Genomic DNA, 16132 nt, shown 5'->3' with positions numbered 1-16132 from the left:
CTTGGGGTTTTGTTAAGCACTCCCAAGCGAAACTGCCCGCAGAGTAATTCGGGGACCGTGCATGCATGGGCTGATCAACAGGGCCATCCAATCCTTTGTCTGCAACACGTATGGACAAAGCCGGTGGATTCGCGTGACCGAGGCCGCTCATCTGGGATTCGTCGAGTTTGAAGCGATGCTGGTCTATGACGACGAAACTTCTCAGAGGGTTTTGCACGAGCTTTGCGCCGAACTGGGCCGCCCACGCGATGAGATACTCGAAGATCTTGGAACCTACCTAGTCTCGAACCCGAACACCGAGGCCCTGCGCCGGTTGCTGCGCTTTGGCGGCGTAAGCTATGTCGAGTTCCTGCACTCGCTGGACGACTTAGCTGACCGTGCGCTTCTGGCGGTTTCGGACCTGCATCTGCCGGAGCTGGAGTTACATGAACATAACCCGGCCGAATTCACTCTGACCTGCTATCCGGGTCTGCCGGGATACGCCAATGTGATGATCGGTGTCTTGCGCGCGATGGCAGACGATTACGGCGCCCTGGTGATGCTGCACCACAATGACAGTCAGGAACAAACCGAGACAATTTCGATCAAGTTGATCGAAACCGCCTTCGCCGAAGGGCGCCGGTTCGAATTGGGGGCTCGGGCGGTATGATTGGCGACAGCGACATCGCCGCGTTGCTCGAACGGCTCTGCCCGATGTTCGTGTTGTTGGACGAAACCGGGCATATCAAAAATGTCGGACCGACCCTACAAAAGCTGCGCACGGATCAGGAGATGCCCGGGCAGCGCTTTTTGGACCTGTTCGAACTGCTGCGACCGCGCACCGTGACGACGATGCCGGCTCTGTTGGCCTCGGCGGGCGCCAAGCTGCATCTGCGGTTTCGAGATCAGCCGCAGACCGCTCTGAAAGGCCTGATCGTGCCTCTGCCCGGGCGGCAGGGCGCGGTGGTGAACCTGTCCTTCGGTATCTCGATCCTGGATGCGGTGCGCGACTATGCCCTGACCAGCGCCGATTTTTCCGGCACCGATCTGGCCATCGAACTGCTCTACCTGGTCGAGGCGAAATCCGCTGCCATGGAGGCATCGCGCACCCTGAACCTGCGCCTGCAGGGCGCGATGATCGCGGCAGAGGAGCAGGCCTTTACCGACACGTTGACCGGCCTCAAGAACCGCCGGGCAATGGACCACATACTTGAACGGCTGCTGAGGGCGGGCACCCCCTTTGCGCTGATGCATCTGGATCTCGACTTCTTCAAATCCATCAATGACACATTGGGCCACGCAGCCGGGGATCATGTCCTGCAGCAGGTGGCCCGCATCATGGTCGAAGAGACCCGTGGCGATGACACCGTGGCGCGGATTGGCGGGGACGAGTTCGTGCTGATCTTCAAGCTGCTTCAGGACCGCGAGCGGCTGGACAGCATCGCCCGCCGCCTGATCACCCGCCTGGAGGAACCAATGCCGTTCGGCGGTGACCTCTGCCGGATTTCCGCCAGCATCGGCACCGTTCTGTCGTCACAGGTCACACAGCCAGATCCCGGAACATTGCTGCAATCTGCCGACCTGGCGCTCTACGCTGCCAAACGCGCGGGCCGCGCCTGCCACTGCTTCTATTCCCAAGATCTTGATCAGAACGTGGATCAAAACAGGGTGCCTTCGCGCGCAAATGCCGAACCCGAGGCGTGAATCTGCCGACGGAAACCCGGCCGATTTGGCGCGGCGGTTTTTCGCAAAGCTGATCTCCTTTTTCTGAACCACATCCGCGCAGAGGGGCGCAAACTTGACAAACAGCGGGCGGTTTGTTGGGCTTGAGCTATCATTTGAATTAATAAGTAATGCTGGATTCCGCCCGCCGGCGGGTCCCGAAATCTGAGAGGTTGTTGTTATGATTGCAAAGTATCTGTGCGCCACCGCTGTGGCCGCTGGCCTTGTCCTCGCCCCCGCAACAGAATCACAAGCCGACGAAGGCGCCGCATTTCTGGGCGGAGCGCTGGTTGGGGGTCTGATCGTCAATGAGGTTCACAAGAACAAGCAGCGTCAGCAGCGGGCCGCGCGCCAGTCGACCAGACGCGCAACCGGTTATTCCGGTACAACCGCCGCGCAGCGCCAGCAAAACCGCGAGGTACAGTCCGCGCTGAACTACTTCGGCTATAATGTCGGCGTGGTCGACGGCCAGCTCGGGCGCCGCAGCCGGGCAGGTATTTCCCGCTACCAGGCTGACATGGGCTACAACATCGACGGCTATCTCGACGCGCATGAGCGCAATTTCCTGCTGACCTCGCATCAGCGCGCGCTGTCCAGTGCCCATGTGGCGCCGTACAACCAGATTCTGGCCAGCCAGGGGCAGGCCGGGTTGCTCAGAACCTACCGGAACGAGCAACTGGGCATCGCCACCCCCGCGCAGCCGCAATCCCAGCTCGCGGTGGTTCCGCAGACCCAGCAGCAGGGCACGGCCCCGCAGGGCACCGTGACGGCGCGCGCGGATACCGGCGGTCAGCTGCCGTCCTTCGGGTTCGCCTCGACCGGCAAATCGCCCAATGCGCTCTGCAACGAGACCAATGTGGCGACTGCTTCGAATGGCGGTTCGGCACAGCCCGGTTCGGTGACCAATCCCGCGCTGGCGCTGAACGAACAGTTCTGCCATGCGCGGGTACAAGCCATGGCCGAGGCCAGCCAGTTGGAGGAGGCAATCCCCAACATGACTGCCCCGCAGATCGAGGATCAATGCCTGCGCCTGACCGAGGCGCTGGAGCCGCAGGTCTCGGGGATCGAATACACCGCCATGGGTGAAGTGATCGACAAGACCTCGGGCTTCCTGCGCAATTCAGGTCAGCCGATGGACCAACTGGTCTCGGGCGGCAAGGTGTGTCTGGGCGTCGGTTATCGTCTCGATGATGCCGACATGGCGCTCGCCTCGGGCGTGCTGCTCGCCGCTGCCGGTCAGTCCGGCTATGGCGAGGTCGTCAGCCACCATCTGCGCGAAGGGCTTGGGGTGAACAAATCGACCGGCTCGCAGCCCGGCGACTGGATGCGGCTTGCACTGGGCGCGGCCCAAAGCGGCAATACAGTACTGGGACAGACACCTGACCGCATCGCGGTGCTGAGCGAGGCAAGCGGTGGCGCGGGCGGCGGCTCGCTGCCGGTGTTCTCGACCTCGTCAGGGAACTGATCCTGAAACACGCTTAATCAGCGAACCCCCCGCGGGCGTTGCGTTCGCGGGGGTTTTGTATTGTCCAGCTAAGGCGATAGACATCAGGTGACGCTCTCGAAGTGCTCCGACAGCCGTTGACCGATATGCGCCGGGATTGGCGGCAGTTCACCCAGAACCGGCAGCGTGCGGCCCTGAAACCCAGCCGCCTCAAGCGCCTCGGGCACGTCTTCCTGCGCATGCCCGCCCTGACAAGCGAAGAAGGGCAGGCACAGGGCGGTTTCCCCGGTTCCATGCGCGGCATCGGTGATTGACGGCGTTTCCTCGACAAAACCGACATGAAGCCCCGCAAGCGGCAGCCGCTGTTCCAGCTCTGCCGCAAATCTGCGGGCGACCTGCGATGGGTTGCGGCTGCGGCCCGAGCCGTGCGCGGCCAGAACCAGTTGCGTCTGTTCGGGCGTCCATTCCAGTCCAGCGATCTCATCCTTAAGAGAGGCTGCTGCCAGATCTGGCAGGGCGGTGTCCACTCCCAGCGGGTCCAAAATGGCCAGCGGGCGGTCTCCAAGTCGTTTGGGCAGGGCGCTGGTGACAAACCAGCCTTTGGCCATGAACAGCGGATAGATCACCGCGTCTTCGGGCAGGTCTGCCAAAGCAGCCTCGAACCGCCCCGGAGCGGCCAGCGTGGCCGAATGGACAGTGACACCGGATGTCGCTGCCTGCACGCGGCGGGCAAAGCTGGACAGGGCGGCCTCAGCAGGGGCCGGGTCCGAGGGTTGGCCATGTGCGACGATCAAAGCGTGTGGCATTCTTGGGGTTCCTGTTTGTCTGCCGCAAAGATGCGTCCACAGCTTATCATGTCAATTGAAACACATCGAAATCGTGTGGCTTTTTGTATGAAGACCGGCGCGTAATATTATGATAAATATGCATGAAAATTACTCCAACATGGTCAGCCACACCCAGACCGTCAGGATCGACGCCCCGGTGGCAATCAGCACCGACGAGGCCGCGACCCGTTTGGCCCGCCCATACATGCTCGCGAAGATATAGCCGTTGAACCCCGTTGCCATCGAGGCGTTCAGCACCGCCGAGCGGAACAGGTCTTGTGGTAGTGACAGTGCCTTGCCGAACAACCAAACCAACGTCGGGTGCAGGATCAGAGAGATGCAGCAGACGAACAGGATGGTGCGCAGATCGCCCTCGGGCCGGTACTGCACCAGCACGCCACCGAGTGCAAACAGCGCCCCGGGCAGGGCAGCGCGGGTGATCAGGCCCAGTGCCTCGTCCACCACCAGCGGCACCGCAAGCCCTGAGAGGTTGACGACAAAGCCCAGAGCGATTCCAAGGATCAGCGCGTTCTTGAACATCGCCGTCAGCACCGAGCGCGCCATGCGCCGCCCGCCATCGCCGCGGTTGCGGATGATCTCCATCATCGTGATGCCGACGCCGTAGCAGAACGGCGAATGGAAGGCGATGATGGCGTAGTTGCCGGTCAGGTTGCCCGCGCCGTAGGCGCGCTCGGTAATCGGCAACCCCAGCAGGACCGAGTTCGAGAACAGGCAGCAAAAGCCGATGGCGACGCAATCCTCCCAATCGCGGTCAAAGATCAGTCGGGCGCCGAACAGACCGGCGGTGAAACACAGAGCAGCGCCGGTGTAAAAACTGGCCAGCAGGCGGGGGTCGAAGCTGGCCTCAAGGTCCAGACCTGCAATGGCGTGAAACAGCAGGCAGGGGATAGCGAAACTCTGGGTGAACCGCATCAGCCCGTCGATATGATCGGTGCGGAAATACCCCGCCCGCGTCGCGGCATACCCTGCGCCGATCACCAGAAAGACCGGCAGGATGACGTCGATCAGGCTTTGAAACATGACCCGCGCCTCGGGTTGGTGGACGCCTTGGGCGGGGATATGCTCGGTCGGCCTGGCAAGAGGTCTAGAGCGGGTAGCGGATCACCATGCCGTCATAGGCAGGCGTGATGTAATCCGGGGTTTCGCCGTCGAGCGCCGCATAGTCGAGGTCGATATGCATGTTGGTCAGGATGGCGCGTTTCGGTCGCATCTGGTCGATCCAGCCCAGCGATTTCTCAAGATGCGTGTGGGTCGGGTGTGGGCTGCGCCGCAGCGCGTCCAGTACCCAGCAGTCGAGGTCTTGCAGCTCGGGCCAGGCGTCGTCATAGATCTCGGCCACGTCCGGCAGATAGGCCAGGTCGTGAATGCGAAACCCCAGCGAGTCGATCGAGCCGTGATTGACCCGAAAGGGCCGCAGCGGGATCGGGCCTCCGGGGCCGTCGATTTCGAAGGGCCCGTCGATGGTCTTGAGGTCGAGGATCGGCGGATAAGGCGAGCCTTCGGGCTGGATGAAGGCGTAACCGAACCGTCCCAGCAGCGCATTCTGGGTGTCGCCGTCGGCCCAGACTGGAATGCGCGAGCGCATGTTGAAGACGATCATGCGCAGGTCGTCGATGCCGTGGACATGATCGGCGTGGGAATGGGTATAGACCACGCCGTCGAGCCGCCCGGTGCCGGTGTCCAGCAACTGGCTGCGCATGTCCGGCGTGGTGTCAATCAGGATCGAGGTCGTGCCGTCCCGACCCTCACGCTCCACCAGCATCGAGCAGCGGCGGCGGCGGTTTTTCGGGTTCTGCGGATCGCAATCTCCCCAATGGCCGCCCAGCCGGGGCACCCCGCCCGACGAGCCGCAGCCGAGGATGGTGAAACGCAGTTCGTTGGTCATGCAGCCGCCTTGTAGGCCGCGACCTTGGAGAACAGCCGGTCAAAATTCGTCTGCGTCTGAGCGGCGAACTCGGCATAGTCCATGCCGAACACCTCGGCCCCCTTGCGGGCGGTGTGGGCGGTATAGGCCGGTTCGTTGCGCTTGCCGCGATGGGGCGGCGGGGCCAGATAGGGCGCGTCGGTTTCGATCAGGACGCGCTCCACAGGGGCGGCGGCGAAGATATCGCGCAGCTCCTGGCTTTTGGGAAACGCGGCGATGCCGGACATCGACAGGTAGAATCCCAGATCCAGCGCGGCGCGGGCCAGTTCCGCCGAGGAGGAAAAGCAGTGCATCACGCAGGAATAGGGCGCGTTGCGATGTTCTTCGGTCAGAATGCGGGCCATGTCGTCATCGGCAGCGCGGGCATGGATAATCAGCGGCAGGCCGGTGCGCTGGGCAGCCTCGATATGGATGCGCAGCGATTGTTTCTGCACCTCGGCGCTGTCGCTCGTGTAGTGGTAATCCAGCCCGGTCTCGCCGATGCCGACGAATTTCGGATGCTGCGCCAGCGTCACCAACTCGTCTGCCGTGGTCATCGGTTCCTCGGCGGCGCTCATCGGGTGGGTGCCTGCCGCGTAGAACACGGGCGCGTGCGCCTCGGCGATCGCGCGCACGTTCGGTTCGTTGCGCGGGCGGGTGCAGATTGTGACCATGCGGGTCACGCCGGCCTCGGCGGCGCGGGTGACGATATCGCCCAACTGCCCTTCGAAATCGGGGAAGTCGAGGTGGCAATGGCTGTCGGTGATTTCCGGTGTGTGAACGGCGTCGCTCATGTGCCCCAACTGGCGGTTTCCTGCATCTTGAAAACCGTATCTAGGACAAGGGCGGCGGGGTCAAGGTTCACCGCCTGCCCGTGGCGGGCGCGGGCGGTGATGGTGGCTGCAACCTCGGCCCATTTGCGGCCACGCTGCGGGTCCGAGGCAAGACGGGCGAGGGTCTGCGCCTCACCGTCGGCGGCCTCGGGCGTCGGCGGCTGGCCGGTGGCGCCGGTACGGGCAAGGCGGGCGAGCGCCACGTCGATCAGGGTCAGGAGCAGTTCGAACCGGTCGGCGGCGCCACGTTGCGCCGCGGACTCGGCCAGCCGCAATGCCCGCTGGCGGTCTAGGCGCGGCAGGGTGCCCAGAATTCCGATCAGTTCGGCATAGAGTTCCAGCCCGCCCAGATTGATCAGCCGCAGCGCCGCACCGACCGAGCCGGAAGCCAGCGCCGCGAGGTGATCGGTATTGTCGGGCAACTCGGTTCCGGCCTGCGCAAGGGCGGCCTGCATATCAGAGGCGCCCAGCGGCGACAGGCGCAAGGTGCGACAGCGTGAGCGGATGGTGGGCAACAGGCGCGAGGGCTGGTGCGAGATCAGCAACAGCGTGGTGCGCGCCGGGGGCTCTTCCAGCATCTTCAGCAGCGCATTGGCCGCGCTGACATTCATCTCATCCGCCGAATCGACGATCACCACCCGCCGCCCGCCATCAGTGGAGGACAGGCCGAAGAACCGGCCCAGCTTGCGGATATCATCGACCACGATCTCGGCCCGCAGCCGTCCCTGATCGTTGAGCGAGCGGGTGATCGTGGCCAGACCCGGCTCGGCTCCGGCCAGAATGCGGTGCGAGACCGGATGCTCCGGGTCGAACTCCAGCGAGGTCGGAGGCGGCGGTGCGCCGAACAACCCGCCCTCGTCCGCCTGAGGTGTGGCCAGCAGAAACCGCGCGATGCGCCAGGCCAGCGTGGCCTTGCCCACACCCTGCGGTCCGGTCAGCAGCCAACCATGGTGCAGTCGGTCCGAGGTGTAGGCGCCCAGAAACGCCTCTTCCGCCGCTGACTGGCCGAAAAGCTGCGCTGTCTCACGCGGGTGGGGGGCGCCGGGGGCCTGATCCGGGGTCGGTGTGTTGTCGCTCATCAGATTTATCGCAATGTCTGCATCACGATATCTGTCACATCCGCCGCCACGCTGTCCACGTCACGATTGCCGTCGATGATGCGGAACCGATCCAGGAATTCCTCGGCCAGCGCCAGAAAACCCGCCCGCATGCGGTGCTGCAGATCGGGGCCAAAATCCTCGAACCGCTCTTCCGTGCCCTGCCGCCCCTTGGCGCGGGACAGCCCGGTGTCGGGGTCCATGTCGATCAGCAGGGTCAGATCCGGCTCACGCCCGATCATCAGCGTATGCAACTGGTCCACCACCGGGCGTAACTCGCCGCGCGAGAGGCCCTGATACATCCGCGTGCTGTCCGCAAAACGGTCGCAGATCACCACCTTGCCCGCCTCCAGCGCGGGCTGGATGGTGCGCTCCAGATGATCGCGGCGGGCGGCGGTGAACAGCAGAATCTCGGTCTCGGCGGACCAGCGGTCAGGGTTGCCTTCCAGCACCAGCCGCCGGATTTCCTCGGCCCCGGGTGAGCCGCCGGGCTCGCGCGTCAGCACCACCTCGCGGCCCTGCGCGCACAAGACATCTGCCAGACGCCGCGCCTGAGTGGATTTTCCCGATCCGTCGATCCCCTCGAAGGTCAGGAACAGCCCTTTTTGCGTCACATCGCCTCCAGCGGACCGTTGATGATGTCGTCAAGCACGATCCCGGCGACGGTCATCATGCGGATCACGAACCCGCCCAGCGGCACGTCTTGCGAGGCGACCAGAGGTCGGCGGATCTCGGGTAGACCTTCGGGCTTGATGACCAGTTCGGCAAGTTGCTGGCCCTTGGTCACCGGCGCGTTCACCGGCCCTTCATAGACCACCTCGGCCTCGACGCTCTTGCCCGAAAGAATGGGCAACAGCAGGCTCAGATCCTGCGCGGGCACCAGCCCTACCGATCGCTCTGCCCCCATCCAGACGTCCGCTTGCGCGACGGGCGTGTCCGCTTTGGCAATGGTTTTCTCGACAAAATGGCGAAACGACCAGTTAACGATGGCCTCGGCCTCCTCTGCGCGGCGGCCGGTGCTTTCCAGCCCGGTCAGCACGAAGATCACCCGGCGGTCGCCCTGTTTGGCCGATCCGACCAGACCGTAGCCCGCCTCGACCGTGTGCCCGGTCTTGAGCCCGTCGGCCCCGATCCCGAGTTTGAGCAGCGGGTTGCGGTTGCGTGTGTTCGAGGGCGCGCGGCCATCAAATTCATACTCTTCCTCGGCAAAGAGCGGATAATACTCCGGGAAATCCGCGATCAGCCGGTCCGCCAGTGTCGCTAGGTCCCGGACCGACATCATATGTCCCGCTGCCGGCCAGCCGTTGGAATTGGCGAAGGTCGAATTGTTCATGCCCATCTGTTGCGCCCGCTGGGTCATGTAGCGGGAGAACCCGGCTTCGGTCCCGTCGGGGCTGAGCGCCTCGGCGATCACGGCGCAGGCGTCGTTGCCCGACAGCACGATGATGCCGCGCAACAGATCCTCGACCCGCACCCGGTCCTGCGTGTTCAGGAACATGGTCGAGCCGCCATAGCTCATCGCATGCTCCGATACCGGCAGGCGTTCATCCAGTGTCAGCCGCCCGTCGCGCAGCGCCTCGAACGCCACATAGAGCGTCATCAGCTTGGACATCGATGCTGGCGGCAGGGGCTGATCCGGCTCTTTCGACAACAGCACCGTGCCGGTGGTCTGATCCAGCACATAGGCCGCGTTGGCCGAGGTGTCGAATGCCTGCGCCGGCAGCGCGAGCAGCGCAAGGCTTAAGGCAAGGGCAGTTGAGCGAAGCGAAGACAGCACGGCGGCTTCCTCCTTATTTTCTTACGATATAGGCGTCCGAGAACCCGAGTTCCGCCACCTTTTTCTGCAACTCCTTGCGCTCGGCCCGGGTCTGGACCGGTCCGGCCAGAACGCGCCAGAGTGGTTTGTCTCTCCGGGTTCCTTCACGCACGGTCGCGGTCAGCCCGGCAGCCTGCAGTTGTTCCGCGGCGCGATTGGCGTTTTCTTCCACGCCATAGGTCCCGATCTGGACATAGGGCTTCATCAGCGACGAGGTTTTTGCCGGAGCAGCCGGTGCTGCGGCAACCTCTGGCTCCGCCGCCTCGATCGCGGCGGCTGCGCCGACGATCGGATCAAGCGGGGTCTCGGTGATTTCACCACTTGTTTCCACCGCTGCCGCCTCGACAGGTGCGGCAGCATCTGCCGGTGCAGGGGCGGGCTCAGGCGGCGGTGCCACTTCGACTTTTTCGCGGCGCAACACGATCACATACAGTTCGGTCGGAGCGCCGGCCAGCATCCCAAGCTCTTCGGCGGCCTCGGATGAAACCTGCAAGCTCGGCCCTGGAATATCGCGTTCGCGCCGGAACAGGGCGCCGTTCACCGATTTGCCGTTGGAGGTATTCCGGATGATCACCCGCTCGGGCGTTTCTGCGTCCGGATGCGCAACCCAGATGCCACCCAGCGACGGGCGCCCGTCCCACAGACCTTTTTCGGTGGTCTCGAACACGTCGGGCTTTTCGACGTCGCGTTCGATCACATTCCCACTTTCGCTTTCGCTGCTTTCGGGGGTCTCGGTCGCAGGCTCTTCCTTGGGTTTCAAAAAGGACATCGGTGATCCTTCTTCACAGCCCGCCAATGCGCCAAATGCCACGGCCAGCATCACCAGACGATACGGCCTGTTGCGTGTCGCTGTCGCTCGCTTCATCTTCTTGTCCCTTGCCTGAACCCGGGCCACTTTCCGCGCCCTGCCGCCGGTTGACCGACGTTGTCTGATAGGCCTTTGCAGGCCCGCCGCGCAGATGATAGCGCGCAGCCCTTACTAATGAAAGCCCGCTGCGGAAGGCTCGGCAAGATTTCCCTCTTTTGGCTTGCCACCGCCGCAGCTTGGCCTTAGACCCTGCCTGCGCCGGGGAGGTGGCAGAGTGGTCGAATGCGGCGGTCTTGAAAACCGTTGAACGTGAGAGCGTTCCCAGGGTTCGAATCCCTGTCTCCCCGCCACTCAGAATAGGTCACCGCCAAGCGGGAGATGGGACCTTTCAAGACGCCGATAAGGCCTCCATTGGTGCTTTGGCGAATGGCTGAATTGAGTGAACCTTTTCAGCCTACGGCTTTCCTGAAAGAAACTCTGACACCCGCGCGAGGCCTTCTTTCAATATCTCCGGACCGTTGGCATAGCCGATGCGGACATAGCCCTCCATACCCAGGGCCGAGCCGGGGGTGAACATCACCCCGGTCTCTTTCAACAGCGCCACGCAGAAATCCCGCGAAGGCATCGGTAGGTCGTATTTCAGCAAGGCGGTGGTGCCCGAGCGCGGCTTCACCCAGGAGATAAGCGGCTCCCGCTCCACCCAGTCGTCCAGAATCCCCAGATTGCCACGGGTAATTCGCTGGCTGCGCGCCAGCACCTGTTCACGGTTTTCCAGTGCCAACGCGGCAAAGTGATCGTCTACCATCCCGACCGAGATGGTGTCATAGTCGCGGTGGATCGAAACCGCCTCTATCACCTCCGTCGGGCCCGCGATCCACCCGAGCCGGAGCCCGGCCAGAGAATAGGCCTTGGACATGCCGGCAGTCGAAATGCCCTTTTCATAGATATCGGCAATCGAAGCGGTCATGCCCGCCCCTTCCTGATCGGTGCCGCGATAGACCTCGTCACACAGGATCCAAGCGCCCGCCTCGCGGGCAATGGCCGCGATCTCCTCCAGCATCGCCCGATCCATCAGCGCGCCTGTCGGGTTGTTCGGGTTGTTGATGGCGATCAGCTTGGTGCCCGGGACCGCCAGCGCGCGCAACTCGTCGAGATCCGGCAGAAACCCGTTCTCCTCACGCAGGCTGAGCTGGAGCACATCCGCCCCGATGCTGACGGGGATCGAATAGTGCTGCTGATAGGTCGGCACCACGGCCACCACCCGGTCCCCGCGCGATACCAGGGCCTTGTGCACCAGCATGTTCGCGCCAATGGTGCCATGGGTGACGACGGTGTTCTCAACCTCCTGCCGGTCATAGAGCGAGGCAATCGCGCGGCGCAGCCGGTCCGAGCCCTCGATGGCGCCATAGGTCATCTTCATGCCCAGCAATTCCGACAGGCTGTTCTCGTTCCTGCCCGCCAGCCGCAGCAGTTCCTCAATCGTCAGGCTTTCGACGCAGGTCTCGGCCAGGTTCCATTCGCACCTGGTCTCCCACTCATTCATCCAGATTTCGACGCCGAAAGGTTCGATATGCATGAGGGTTTCTCCTTCGTCTTCAGGCGCTGGCAGCGCGGTAGATGGCATTGGCGATGGCGATGTCTTCCAGCCCCAGCCCGACCGAACGGAAAAAGACCGGGCGGTCAGGCTCTGGAAGTGGACACGCCCTGACGGACAGCCCGGCCAGATCACCCCGGACCTGCTCTGCGCTCCAGCCGTGATGCTGCGCCGCCAGCGCCATCTCACCGGCTGTTGCGGGCGTGGTCTCACGATAGTCGCAATCAAGAACAAGGGGGGTGGTCATCATGGGTTTTTCCTCGTTGATTGCGAGTTTTAGTAGAGCGCAACGGGTCTTTCCATCATCCCCAAGGATGATGCACTGCCCGCATGTGCGTGGTATTGCGGCACGATCTGGAGGGTGAAATGGGCGACAAAGGTCCTGACATCGAAGCAGTAAGCACCGCGCTGGCAGACGTCATCGAAGGCCGCAGCGGCGCGCTGGAGATGATCGCCGCCGCCCGCCATCTGCTGCCCTTCACCGCCGCCTTCTGCGTGGTGAACCGCAAGGGACAGCGCCCGCATTATCTGGCCGACACCTATCCCGAAGGCCCGGCCAAGGACGCGGTGCAACTCTATGTAAACAGCACCTACCTGCTGAATCCGATCTACAACGCCATTCTCGATGGGGTGCCGTCAGGGCTGCACCGGATGGCGGCCCTGGCGCCCGATAACTGGAACCCGGTCCCAGAACCCTTGGGAATTCTGGTCGAGAACCAAGAAGAGATCGGCTATCGCACCCCTGGCTGGCCCGCCGGTCTGCAGGAACTGGCGTTGCTAGTGGATCTGCCGCGGGGTGCGATGGGCGAGATCAGCTTTGCCCGGCCTGCAGATGCGGGTGGATTTCCCGAGGAACTTCTGACCCGGTTGCGCCCCTTCCTGCCGCTGTTCGCTACCGCGTTTCGGCAGTTCTGGGCCCGGCAGGGCGATGCCCAGATCCCAACCGAGTCCGAGCGGAAACTGCAGGATTTCGCGCGTGCCACCCTGTCCCCGCGTGAGGCGGAGATTGTGCAGTTGATCCTGAAGGGCCATTCAAGCCTGTCGATCAGTCTGACCTTGGGTATCGCGCTGCCGACGGTCAAAACCCACCGCAAGAACGCCTATGCCAAGCTTGGGATCAGCACCCAGCAGCAGCTGTTCAGCGCTTTCCTCAAATGGCAGGGGGCCGCTGTATAGAGTCCAGGCTGGTGGCACCCTGCGGAGAGTGTCACAGCGCTTAGCGCAGTGCTCTACATGGCGTTCAGCGTGTGTTCCAGGCCATTGCGGATGTGGGCCTCCAGTAGGCTCTTGGCCTTGCGGGCGTCGCGGGCGAGGGCGGCGTCGAACATGTCCTTGTGTTCCTGCACCGCCTCGGCGCCGCGATAGGTCAGAACCAACATCTGATACCGCAGGTACTTGTCATAGATGAGCGAGTGTGCGGACAAAAGATTTCGGGAGTTGCAGGCGGAAATCATCGCCTGGTGGAACTCCCAGTCATAGCGTTTCCAGGTTTCCTTTTCCGACTCGTCGCCGCGCAGCAATTGTTGTTCGGTCAGGTGCAGCTTGTGATGTGCGGCGACCAGATTGCCTTCCCAGTCGGTATCTCCGTTCCGGACCGACAGCTCAAGCGCGTAGCATTCCAGCAGGACCCTCAGTTCGGCGATCTCGATCAGATCCTCTCGCGACACCGGTGTCACCAGAAAGCCGCGCTGCTCGGGCGCCTCGACGAAACCTTCGCTGGCAAGCCGGTTCAGGGTTTCGCGCAGCGTCGACAGGCTGGCGGCATAGCGATCCTTGAGGGTGTCGAGCTTCAGCTTCGATCCCGGCTCAAGTTTGCCGAAGATGATGTCTTTTTTTATTCGCTGGTATGTGCTTGCGCCGACGGTCGAGGGGGCCTTGGCCATAGGTTTGTCCGATATTTTTGACCTGAACACCCCGAGTAACACTTTTTTGGGGTGTCAGCAATCTTGATGTGTATATGGCATAACAAAAAATATCAGATATTATTGCGAAAGCTGAAAAACCTGCCTACGATCCGGGAAAGTCACCGAGTCGCGGTTGCCGGACGCGCGGACAAGGCATTTCGAAAGGGAAGACGTGTCTAAGAACTTTGCAATCGCGATCGTTGGGGCAGGTCTGGTGGGGCGGCGCCATGTGGTCGCAAGCAGAACCCTGCGCGATGTCGATCTGATCGCAGCCGTTGACCCGAGCGCACAGGGCCACGCCTTTGCCACCGAGAACGGTGTGCCGTGCTATGACACTCTGGATGAGCTGTTCGCAAACCAGACACCGGACGGTATCATTCTGGCGACGCCCACAACGCTGCATGTTGAGCAGGGGATCGAATGTATCCGCCGCGGCTGTCCGGTGTTGGTCGAAAAGCCGATTGCGGTTGAGGCCTCGGATGCGCTGAGCCTAGTGAGAGAGGCGGATCGCCTTGGCGTGCCGTTGCTGGTGGGCCATCACAGGCGGCACAATCCCATCATCCGGGCGGCAAAGGACGCGATCGAAACAGGCGAGATCGGAAACGTCAGGGCCGTTCACGTCAATTGCTGGTTTTACAAACCGGATGAGTATTTCGACGCGGCCCCGTGGCGCAAGAAGGTTGGGGCGGGTCCGATCTCGGTCAATCTGGTGCACGACATCGATCTGATGCGGCATCTGGCCGGAGAGGTCGTCAGCGTTCAGGCGCAATCCGTGCGGTCCGAACGCGGGTTTGAGAACGAGGATGTGGCGGCGGCGCTGCTGACGTTCGAGACCGGGGCCATCGGGACCATCAGCGTGTCGGACAGTATCGTGGCGCCGTGGAGCTGGGAAATGACCTCACGCGAGAACCCGGTTTATCCGCCGACGTCGGAAAGCAGCTATATGATTGGCGGATCGCATGGTTCGCTGTCAGTTCCGGATCTGCGGCTGTGGACGCATCAGGATGGGCAACGCGATTGGTGGACGCCCATTTCGGCGACCGCGATGAAATGCGGCGCATCCGATCCGCTGGTCAATCAGCTCAGGCACTTTGCCGACGTCGTACGTAACGGCGTTGCGCCGATTGTGTCCGGATGGGAGGGGCTGAGGACGCTCCAGGTTATAGAAGCCATTCAAAACTCATGCAAATCCGGGCGTGCTGTTCGGATTTCACCGCTGAATGGCCTGGGTGGTTCTAAACAGGCTGCTGGTTAAAATATCTGATATTTTGCAAAAAATATTGCAAAATCGACGTAATATGCCAAAGATTGGAATCGCAACAAGAACAAGACGTGACGTCGCAGGGAGGAACACCATGACGATCAAATTCACACGGCGAGCCGCAATGTCGGTTCTCGCGGCAATAAGTATTCTTGTGTCCGCCTCAGGCGCGACTTTTGCCGCAGACAAAGTCACACTACGGATGGCGACCTCGGGGTCGGAGACGGATCAGCGCTCGGTGGCGATGGCCGAGGTCTTTGCCCCGATGGTGGCTGACTTCGTCGACTACCAGCCGAGCTACAACGGCACGATCTTTGCACAGGGCACCGAGCTTGATGCAATCAGCCGGGGCAATCTGGAGATGTCGATCACTTCGGCGCAGGAACTGGCGCAGTTCTTCCCCGAGTTCTCGATCTTCACCGCCGGCTACGTGCATCAGGACGCGGCGCATCAGGTGGCGGTGTTCAACGATCCGCTGATGGATGCGTTCAAAGCGACCGTTGAAAACGACTTGGGCGTGAAACTGCTGTCGGTCATGTATCTGGGCCGCCGTCAGGTGAACCTGCGCCAGCCCAAGGATGAGCTGACCGTAAGCACTCCGGCGGATCTGGCAGGGGTGAATCTGCGGATGCCCGGAACGGATGCGTGGCAGTTCCTAGGCAGTGCCCTTGGTGCAGCCCCCACGCCGATGTCGTTTTCCGAGGTTTACACGGCCCTGTCGACCGGCGCGGTTGACGGTCAGGACAACCCGCTTCCGACTGTCGTGGACGCCAAGTTCTACGAGGTCACCAAGCAGATCGTTTTGACCTCGCATCTGGTCGACCTCAACTATATCGCGATCGGCAAGGGCGTCTGGGACAGTCTGACCGAAGAGCAGCAGGCGAAGGTTCAGGAAGCCGCCGATGCTGCAGCCGAATCCGGTC

General features: G+C 62.5%; 17 protein-coding genes and 1 tRNA gene. 7 read left to right on the top strand and 11 right to left on the bottom strand.

The genetic code is table 11. The features are described from left to right. Positions 1-61 precede the first annotated feature (61 nt). The 3 genes from GOX53_RS16565 (at position 62) to GOX53_RS16555 (ending at position 3166) form a co-directional block, all read left to right on the top strand. Entirely contained in the window at positions 62-649 is a 588-nt protein-coding gene (locus GOX53_RS16565; protein WP_171178239.1) for a heme NO-binding domain-containing protein, read from the top strand. After that, positions 646-1683, top strand: coding sequence for a GGDEF domain-containing protein (locus GOX53_RS16560; RefSeq protein WP_171178237.1), 1038 nt, complete (start codon positions 646-648; stop codon positions 1681-1683). Before GOX53_RS16565 ends, GOX53_RS16560 begins: the two co-directional genes overlap by 4 nt. 199 nt (positions 1684-1882) lie before the next feature. After that, a complete protein-coding gene (locus tag GOX53_RS16555; RefSeq protein WP_171178235.1) occupies positions 1883-3166 on the top strand; it encodes a peptidoglycan-binding domain-containing protein in 1284 nt (427 codons plus the stop codon). 83 nt (positions 3167-3249) lie between these two features. Here GOX53_RS16555 and GOX53_RS16550 read toward each other — a convergent pair whose 3' ends face one another. The 8 genes from GOX53_RS16550 to GOX53_RS16515 all read right to left on the bottom strand — a co-directional run bounded on the left by GOX53_RS16550 (position 3250) and on the right by GOX53_RS16515 (position 10507). Then, positions 3250-3951 (bottom strand): CbiX/SirB N-terminal domain-containing protein, encoded by a 702-nt coding sequence (locus tag GOX53_RS16550; protein WP_171178233.1) that lies wholly within the window; start codon positions 3949-3951, stop codon positions 3250-3252. A 129-nt stretch (positions 3952-4080) separates the two neighbouring features. Then, the gene (locus GOX53_RS16545; protein WP_171178231.1) at positions 4081-5013 is read right to left on the bottom strand and encodes an AEC family transporter; all 933 of its coding nucleotides are present in this window, start codon (positions 5011-5013) and stop codon (positions 4081-4083) included. A 64-nt stretch (positions 5014-5077) separates the two neighbouring features. Beyond that, positions 5078-5878 carry an MBL fold metallo-hydrolase gene (locus GOX53_RS16540; protein ID WP_171178229.1) on the bottom strand — a complete coding sequence of 267 codons (801 nt, stop codon included), beginning with the start codon at positions 5876-5878 and terminating at the stop codon, positions 5078-5080. Then, positions 5875-6690: a TatD family hydrolase gene (locus GOX53_RS16535; protein ID WP_171178227.1), complete on the bottom strand. Its 816-nt coding sequence runs from the start codon at positions 6688-6690 to the stop codon at positions 5875-5877. The genes GOX53_RS16540 and GOX53_RS16535 overlap by 4 nt, the downstream gene beginning before the upstream one ends. Beyond that, positions 6687-7808, bottom strand: coding sequence for a DNA polymerase III subunit delta' (locus GOX53_RS16530; RefSeq protein WP_171178225.1), 1122 nt, complete (start codon positions 7806-7808; stop codon positions 6687-6689). Before GOX53_RS16530 ends, GOX53_RS16535 begins: the two co-directional genes overlap by 4 nt. 5 nt (positions 7809-7813) lie before the next feature. After that, entirely contained in the window at positions 7814-8440 is a 627-nt protein-coding gene (tmk, locus tag GOX53_RS16525; protein ID WP_171178223.1) for a dTMP kinase, read from the bottom strand. Then, positions 8437-9603, bottom strand: coding sequence for a D-alanyl-D-alanine carboxypeptidase family protein (locus tag GOX53_RS16520; RefSeq protein ID WP_171178221.1), 1167 nt, complete (start codon positions 9601-9603; stop codon positions 8437-8439). Before GOX53_RS16520 ends, tmk begins: the two co-directional genes overlap by 4 nt. 13 nt (positions 9604-9616) lie before the next feature. Then, positions 9617-10507 carry an SPOR domain-containing protein gene (locus tag GOX53_RS16515; RefSeq protein ID WP_171178219.1) on the bottom strand — a complete coding sequence of 297 codons (891 nt, stop codon included), beginning with the start codon at positions 10505-10507 and terminating at the stop codon, positions 9617-9619. Between the two features lie 203 nt (positions 10508-10710). Between GOX53_RS16515 and GOX53_RS16510 the strand changes: the two genes are divergently transcribed. Further along, a tRNA-Ser gene (locus GOX53_RS16510) sits at positions 10711-10800 on the top strand. A 104-nt stretch (positions 10801-10904) separates the two neighbouring features. On the opposite strand, the gene GOX53_RS16505 is transcribed toward GOX53_RS16510, so the two are convergent. Then, on the bottom strand, positions 10905-12026 hold the full coding sequence (locus tag GOX53_RS16505; RefSeq protein ID WP_171178218.1) for an aminotransferase: 1122 nt from the start codon (positions 12024-12026) through the stop codon (positions 10905-10907). 19 nt (positions 12027-12045) lie between these two features. After that, positions 12046-12294: a hypothetical protein gene (locus GOX53_RS16500; RefSeq protein WP_174867711.1), complete on the bottom strand. Its 249-nt coding sequence runs from the start codon at positions 12292-12294 to the stop codon at positions 12046-12048. Positions 12295-12410: 116 nt separating this feature from the next. On the opposite strand from GOX53_RS16500, the gene GOX53_RS16495 reads away from it, so the two are divergent. Next, positions 12411-13220 (top strand): helix-turn-helix transcriptional regulator, encoded by an 810-nt coding sequence (locus GOX53_RS16495; protein WP_171178216.1) that lies wholly within the window; start codon positions 12411-12413, stop codon positions 13218-13220. Positions 13221-13273: 53 nt separating this feature from the next. Here the strand turns inward: GOX53_RS16495 and GOX53_RS16490 are convergent, their stop codons facing one another. Continuing rightward, positions 13274-13927, bottom strand: coding sequence for a GntR family transcriptional regulator (locus GOX53_RS16490; RefSeq protein WP_171178215.1), 654 nt, complete (start codon positions 13925-13927; stop codon positions 13274-13276). Positions 13928-14120: 193 nt separating this feature from the next. On the opposite strand from GOX53_RS16490, the gene GOX53_RS16485 reads away from it, so the two are divergent. Beyond that, the gene (locus GOX53_RS16485) at positions 14121-15203 is read left to right on the top strand and encodes a Gfo/Idh/MocA family protein (RefSeq protein WP_171178213.1); all 1083 of its coding nucleotides are present in this window, start codon (positions 14121-14123) and stop codon (positions 15201-15203) included. Positions 15204-15303: 100 nt separating this feature from the next. Then, positions 15304-16132, top strand: an 829-nt coding sequence (gene dctP / locus GOX53_RS16480; protein WP_171178211.1) for a TRAP transporter substrate-binding protein DctP, incomplete at its 3' end; no start/stop codon positions are given.

The organism is Ruegeria sp. HKCCD8929, from assembly GCF_013031405.1.
In the GTDB taxonomy this organism is placed as follows: Bacteria; Pseudomonadota; Alphaproteobacteria; order Rhodobacterales; family Rhodobacteraceae; genus Ruegeria.
This window is presented reverse-complemented; position numbering and strand designations above follow the sequence as displayed.

What these genes read in the sequence shown, in the direction of transcription:
- GOX53_RS16565 (WP_171178239.1), top strand. Translation starts at nt 62, where the DNA reads ATGCATGGGCTGATCAACAGGGCCATCCAATCCTTTGTCTGCAACACG.
- GOX53_RS16560 (WP_171178237.1), top strand. Translation starts at nt 646, where the DNA reads ATGATTGGCGACAGCGACATCGCCGCGTTGCTCGAACGGCTCTGCCCG.
- GOX53_RS16555 (WP_171178235.1), top strand. Translation starts at nt 1,883, where the DNA reads ATGATTGCAAAGTATCTGTGCGCCACCGCTGTGGCCGCTGGCCTTGTC.
- GOX53_RS16550 (WP_171178233.1), bottom strand. Translation starts at nt 3,951, where the DNA reads ATGCCACACGCTTTGATCGTCGCACATGGCCAACCCTCGGACCCGGCC.
- GOX53_RS16545 (WP_171178231.1), bottom strand. Translation starts at nt 5,013, where the DNA reads ATGTTTCAAAGCCTGATCGACGTCATCCTGCCGGTCTTTCTGGTGATC.
- GOX53_RS16540 (WP_171178229.1), bottom strand. Translation starts at nt 5,878, where the DNA reads ATGACCAACGAACTGCGTTTCACCATCCTCGGCTGCGGCTCGTCGGGC.
- GOX53_RS16535 (WP_171178227.1), bottom strand. Translation starts at nt 6,690, where the DNA reads ATGAGCGACGCCGTTCACACACCGGAAATCACCGACAGCCATTGCCAC.
- GOX53_RS16530 (WP_171178225.1), bottom strand. Translation starts at nt 7,808, where the DNA reads ATGAGCGACAACACACCGACCCCGGATCAGGCCCCCGGCGCCCCCCAC.
- GOX53_RS16515 (WP_171178219.1), bottom strand. Translation starts at nt 10,507, where the DNA reads ATGAAGCGAGCGACAGCGACACGCAACAGGCCGTATCGTCTGGTGATG.
- GOX53_RS16505 (WP_171178218.1), bottom strand. Translation starts at nt 12,026, where the DNA reads ATGCATATCGAACCTTTCGGCGTCGAAATCTGGATGAATGAGTGGGAG.
- GOX53_RS16500 (WP_174867711.1), bottom strand. Translation starts at nt 12,294, where the DNA reads ATGATGACCACCCCCCTTGTTCTTGATTGCGACTATCGTGAGACCACG.
- GOX53_RS16495 (WP_171178216.1), top strand. Translation starts at nt 12,411, where the DNA reads ATGGGCGACAAAGGTCCTGACATCGAAGCAGTAAGCACCGCGCTGGCA.
- GOX53_RS16490 (WP_171178215.1), bottom strand. Translation starts at nt 13,927, where the DNA reads ATGGCCAAGGCCCCCTCGACCGTCGGCGCAAGCACATACCAGCGAATA.